Genomic DNA, 3,705 nt, shown 5'->3' with positions numbered 1-3,705 from the left:
ACTTCACCCCATGGCATTAGCCAGCCGTTACCAATGAAGGGAAGGCACAGTGTGCCAACCCTGATGTCGTCGTGAGCGTGAGTCATAGGATGGACTCCATTTCGTCGATGTAGAGGCCCTGAGCAATGAGGCGGCGACGTCGGGCGGCACGCGCTATGCACTCCTGCCGTCTGCCTTCCTGCGACTGCTCTATGGCGCGTCGGGTGAACAGCCGCGATTTGCCCTGCGGCGTTACAACCTTCGGCTTCGTGGCCAGGTCGAATGTCCGGTCACAGATGCCGTCCTCGTTGATCCACTTTTCCGACTCAACGATCTGCGCTATCTGTCCGGTGCCGCGGGTAATGCCGTTGGCGACACGGTTAAACTCGATGAGCGTTACGCCAAACTTCTCAGCGATTTCGCTGCCGGTTACCGGACGGCCCCGCGTCTGAATCATCCAGATAACGCGTTCACGTAGGCCGGAGAATTGCCCGGTTCGCCCGGGCCGGCGGTAAAAGGGTGTGCGTTTCATTTCCACTGTTCCCCGAACGTGAAGCCGATCTCTGCCAGCGCCTCGTCCATCTTCTCAATGAACTCCGGCACCATTTCGTTGAAATCGGTCATGTACTGCGGATCCCGCTCAACGACGACATGGTGAATGCCTTCGCGCTTCATGCGTGGGTCGTAGTTGGCAAAGAACCAGGCCTCTTTTCCGGTCACCCACATGCTGTACTGCACCTGGGCCATGTACGCAGACTTGATGGCTTCGAAACCGCCAAGGCGGAATTTCATGAAGTCGCGGGAGGTGAACGGGCATTTCAATTCGAGGCCGAAATCGTTACTGCAAAGGCCGTCAGGGGAGCACGCAGTGCGCATGCTCTCGTCACGGAACAGGATCGGAGACTCCGTGACTTTCACGTCAGTGGTGAACTCGAAAAGGGTGCGGGCGTCTTCCTCGTACTGCTTACCCCAGGCCAGCGCCTTGGCGTTAACCTCTGGCGCTACGCCGGTGCATACCTCAGCGAGCAGCGTGTGGAAGTAGGACATTTTCATGTCTGTCCACTTCTTACCAGATCTTGGCTTGGCGATGACGTTGTGCACTTCAGAGGCTGTGATAACGCCGAGGCGCAGCCTGTGCCACGCCTCATCGCCCTGTTGAATAGTGGTTACATCAATGCCGGTGCGGGATTGGATAATTTCTGGTGTCATGCCGCCGCCTTAGCCCTTTTCTGAAGGAAGCCAAACCCTTTCTGTGCCTCTTCTTCAGTGAGTTCTGACGCCTCAAGAATTTGCCGTTTGAAGATGTCGCTGCACAGTGGAAGGAAGTCTTTCTCCCAGTCTTTATCCAGGGTCGTTAAGAGATCGGTGATCGCTTGAAGCGTTTCTTCGCTTGCTGCTGGTGGAAGTGCTTCTGTGGTACTGCGCGGCGTGACGTCACGGATATCTACGTCCAGTGATTTGCCTTCCATTTCTTCGGCGGTAGGCTGCTGTCCAATCTCAGGCCATGCCTTACGCAACGCCTGGGCTTCCGCGCATTTCGCCAGCTGTCCGTATGGGCGCTTTTTCCACATCGCGTTCGGCGCCGTGGTGTCGCGGCCGCCGGTGGCATAGTTCTCAATCCAGTATTCTTTGGCGCTGAACTCGACGATCTCTCCACTGGGCATGCGCTTGTAGACGGTGTATTTGCACCACTGAGGGAAGGTCACCTCGACACCAGTAAGCGTCTGAGTTACGTCGGGCCCGAACTCTGGTTCGCGGGCACCGGCATAATCGCCGGAGCGGTCCGCCTGAATGCGGTAAAGCCCGATACCCGGCATGACCACGTCGCGCCATTCACTTTTACCTGTTCTCGAGTCTTTGACGCTCATCGGCACGAGGTGGACAGGCTTCAGTAGCGGATCCAACTGGCGGGCACGGCAGTAATCGAGCGCCATCATTACCGATTCGTCTTTGGCGCCAGGATAGATACTGTTCTTCAGCGCGCTCCAGGTAGCGACGTCGATGCCTTTTTCCTGCAGCGCGCTCGCCGTGATTGTTAATTCGTTTGCCATCGTTAATCCCCTCAAAAATTAAAATGGGCAGCCGGTACGGTGTTCCCAGTCGTATTCCGCCTGGGCGTAAGCAACTTCCGAAATGAAATCGTTGTAGGCCTCGCCAGCTTTATCGCTGCGGAGTCCTTCGTATGGACTGGAGTCAATCGGGATCGTGAAGTGGAAGAGGCCGGACGGCTCTTTTGGCATCATGTCGATGATTTTCTGCGCCCGGTCGTCGATCCACTTCTCTTTCTCGTCGGTGAGCTGTTGCTCAACCCAGCGCCGATCTTCGATGCGGTCGTAAGTGAGGTATGCGTTCATTGCTGAACTCCTGAATTTGAAATGTGCGCGGCCCGTCCTCATTGCAGACTGGTCGGTGGAATAGGGTGGGGAATTACTGGATTTCGCGGACTACTTCGAAATCACCGCATTGTGAATTGCCTGATGCGTCTTCACTGGTGACTGGAGCGCGCACAAGAAATGCGCCCATATCGCCCCAATCTCGTTTCAGGGCCTTTTTAGATGGTTCTTTTTGGCCCAAAGCTTCGAATACTGTGGATCGTTCAGGGTCGTATTGAACGCGGCCATCCATCACGAAATATTCAAACTTCTGCATAATCACCTCAGTGCAGGATAGGGTTGCCGTGACCGTCCAGAAGGACGTCAATCACGCAGTCACTGAGGCGGATAATTTCTGCATCGGTGTGCAGGTACACCCATTTGCGCTCCTGAATGACTGCTGAGACGCGATATGTGCGGCCTTCATGCATTGCCATCATGCCGGGCGTGACGCACTGGCGAATGAGCGGGGTGGTGCCGTAGTGGTTGATCATACCTTCACCTCAACCTGTTTCAGGAGGCCAGCGATATGCATCTGCCAGCGGTTAAGCGTCAGCTTGTCGCGCGGTGTCGACACCGACGTCAGCTGCCATTCGTTATCGTTGAGCTTTTTGGCGGTGTACTGCTTGCCGTTGTGGGTGACTGTCATGATGCCTCCCGGGCTTTGGCGTTTGCCGCATTGATGGCGTCAATGTTCATCAGGCAGTAGATAGCGCATTCAGCGTCGTAATCACTCAACCCGCCGCTTGCCAGCTTATTAAGTGCGGTGCCAGTTAAGCCGATCTTGAAGCAGATAGAACCGTGTTTAGGGCCATATCCATAACGATGGTCTTCGCGCTGATCACTCCAATGGGCGTAGTTTTTTGTCCCAAAATAACGCTCGCTCAGGCGGGTTAACCCGGATGCAATGTCGTTAATCGCATCTTCAACACACCCGCGCCGCTCCATGCTTTGTTTCGGGTCTCCGAAGTTAATGATCGTCATGCCATGCCGAACCATCTCAACCGTTAGGCCTTTATTGGCCTGGTTGATACTTTCAGACACGGCAATCAGCTCTTTACCGATGCGTGAGGTGTCATCAACAAACTTCGCCTTCAACTGAGCCAGTTCGGCTTCAATTGCCATTTTCTTTTTGGTCAATTCGATAAGGGTCATGATCATCTCCGCGCTTAAGGCCGCGCCGCCGAACGGTTAATACAAGACTTCAACGCATTTATTCAGTGTTTCAATGGGCGGTGGATGGCCGCCGGTTGTCATAACTAAGCAACCTCTGTGAAGTTGCTGAGGTATGGCCGATAAAAAACCCGCCGGAGCGGGTCTATTTGATGCGTCTTACTAACTGCCCTTGGACATT

At 54.8% G+C, this 3,705-nt stretch carries 9 protein-coding genes; all 9 read right to left on the bottom strand.

Going from position 1 to position 3,705, the window contains the following annotated elements; all coding sequences use genetic code 11:
* The coding region (locus APU11_RS26480; RefSeq protein ID WP_114078532.1) for a DUF1317 family protein at nt 1-86 on the bottom strand (86 nt) is incomplete at its 3' end.
* Nucleotides 83-511 carry a hypothetical protein gene (locus APU11_RS05070; RefSeq protein ID WP_060578343.1) on the bottom strand — a complete coding sequence of 143 codons (429 nt, stop codon included), beginning with the start codon at nt 509-511 and terminating at the stop codon, nt 83-85. The genes APU11_RS05070 and APU11_RS26480, both read right to left, overlap by 4 nt.
* Nucleotides 508-1,188 (bottom strand): lambda exonuclease family protein, encoded by a 681-nt coding sequence (locus tag APU11_RS05065; RefSeq protein WP_060578342.1) that lies wholly within the window; start codon nt 1,186-1,188, stop codon nt 508-510. Before APU11_RS05065 ends, APU11_RS05070 begins: the two co-directional genes overlap by 4 nt.
* Nucleotides 1,185-2,030, bottom strand: a complete 846-nt coding sequence (gene bet, locus APU11_RS05060) for a phage recombination protein Bet (protein WP_060578341.1) — start codon at nt 2,028-2,030, stop codon at nt 1,185-1,187. The genes APU11_RS05065 and bet overlap by 4 nt, the downstream gene beginning before the upstream one ends.
* Before the next feature lie 18 nt (nt 2,031-2,048).
* Nucleotides 2,049-2,333: a host nuclease inhibitor GamL gene (gamL, locus tag APU11_RS05055; protein ID WP_060578340.1), complete on the bottom strand. Its 285-nt coding sequence runs from the start codon at nt 2,331-2,333 to the stop codon at nt 2,049-2,051.
* 73 nt (nt 2,334-2,406) lie between these two features.
* Complete coding sequence (locus APU11_RS05050; RefSeq protein WP_230963079.1) at nt 2,407-2,628, bottom strand: hypothetical protein; 222 nt, start codon at nt 2,626-2,628, stop codon at nt 2,407-2,409.
* A gap of 7 nt (nt 2,629-2,635) precedes the next feature.
* Nucleotides 2,636-2,845 carry a cell division protein FtsZ gene (locus tag APU11_RS05045; RefSeq protein WP_058106384.1) on the bottom strand — a complete coding sequence of 70 codons (210 nt, stop codon included), beginning with the start codon at nt 2,843-2,845 and terminating at the stop codon, nt 2,636-2,638.
* Nucleotides 2,842-3,000 (bottom strand): hypothetical protein, encoded by a 159-nt coding sequence (locus APU11_RS28560; RefSeq protein WP_016042170.1) that lies wholly within the window; start codon nt 2,998-3,000, stop codon nt 2,842-2,844. The genes APU11_RS05045 and APU11_RS28560 overlap by 4 nt, the downstream gene beginning before the upstream one ends.
* Nucleotides 2,997-3,506, bottom strand: a complete 510-nt coding sequence (locus tag APU11_RS05035; RefSeq protein WP_060578339.1) for a hypothetical protein — start codon at nt 3,504-3,506, stop codon at nt 2,997-2,999. The genes APU11_RS28560 and APU11_RS05035 overlap by 4 nt, the downstream gene beginning before the upstream one ends.
* Nucleotides 3,507-3,705: the final 199 nt, after the last annotated feature.

This window comes from Enterobacter sp. 50793107, from assembly GCF_001463365.1.
Classification (GTDB): domain Bacteria; phylum Pseudomonadota; class Gammaproteobacteria; order Enterobacterales; family Enterobacteriaceae; genus Enterobacter; species Enterobacter cloacae.
This window is presented reverse-complemented; position numbering and strand designations above follow the sequence as displayed.

Coding starts and splice junctions, on each gene's coding strand:
- APU11_RS05070 (WP_060578343.1), bottom strand. CDS start 511: ATGAAACGCACACCCTTTTACCGCCGGCCCGGGCGAACCGGGCAATTC.
- APU11_RS05065 (WP_060578342.1), bottom strand. CDS start 1,188: ATGACACCAGAAATTATCCAATCCCGCACCGGCATTGATGTAACCACT.
- bet (WP_060578341.1), bottom strand. CDS start 2,030: ATGGCAAACGAATTAACAATCACGGCGAGCGCGCTGCAGGAAAAAGGC.
- gamL (WP_060578340.1), bottom strand. CDS start 2,333: ATGAACGCATACCTCACTTACGACCGCATCGAAGATCGGCGCTGGGTT.
- APU11_RS05050 (WP_230963079.1), bottom strand. CDS start 2,628: ATGCAGAAGTTTGAATATTTCGTGATGGATGGCCGCGTTCAATACGAC.
- APU11_RS05045 (WP_058106384.1), bottom strand. CDS start 2,845: ATGATCAACCACTACGGCACCACCCCGCTCATTCGCCAGTGCGTCACG.
- APU11_RS28560 (WP_016042170.1), bottom strand. CDS start 3,000: ATGACAGTCACCCACAACGGCAAGCAGTACACCGCCAAAAAGCTCAAC.
- APU11_RS05035 (WP_060578339.1), bottom strand. CDS start 3,506: ATGACCCTTATCGAATTGACCAAAAAGAAAATGGCAATTGAAGCCGAA.